Origin of the sequence: Bartonella sp. AS69XJJH (assembly GCF_042195585.1) — a bacterium.
Taxonomy (GTDB): domain Bacteria; phylum Pseudomonadota; class Alphaproteobacteria; order Rhizobiales; family Rhizobiaceae; genus Bartonella.
In genome coordinates, this window is sequence record NZ_JBHIOO010000146.1 from 1 (window position 1) to 545 (window position 545).

The window sequence follows — 545 nt, forward strand, 5'->3', positions numbered from 1 at the left end:
CTCGTATCATGATATAAATCCCTACCATCGAGAAAATTATATTTGTCTGGTTTTTCGAATGCGATGGCGACTTCTTCCGTTTTTTCCGTGATGACGGGTGTACTATCGGCTTCGTTTTTGAGAGTGTTGGTTTGGATATTTAAGTTTCCACCTGCTTGAATAAAGCCCGCTTTGTTAACAAGGGAAAGGCTTTTTCCGCTGCCAGCTGCATTGGTAAAAGATAAATCACCCTCTGCTAAAATGGCGCCAAAATCATTGAGTAAAGCCCCATCAACTTGTAAAGCACCATTGCCCTTCACATAGATTAAGCCCGTTTTGTTGTTAGTCATATTGCCCGTCACGCTAAAGACTAAATCCTGCCCCGATGCCAATTGACCGCTATTTCCAAGCTCCCCCGTTTTGATCACGAAATCTCGTGCTGCTAAAACAGAGCTGCCCTGATCCACCATAACGCCTGGAGCAACAAAGAGAATATCTCCAGTCCCCCCCTCATCTGTCACGGCTTGAAGCCGTGCATTGTGAATATCAAGGGCATTGGTGCTTTG

General features: G+C 45.1%; 1 protein-coding gene. It reads right to left on the reverse strand.

Going from position 1 to position 545, the window contains the following annotated elements:
• Positions 1 to 545, reverse strand: a 545-nt coding sequence (locus ACFIK6_RS10255; RefSeq protein ID WP_375677625.1) for a hypothetical protein, incomplete at both ends; no start/stop codon positions are given.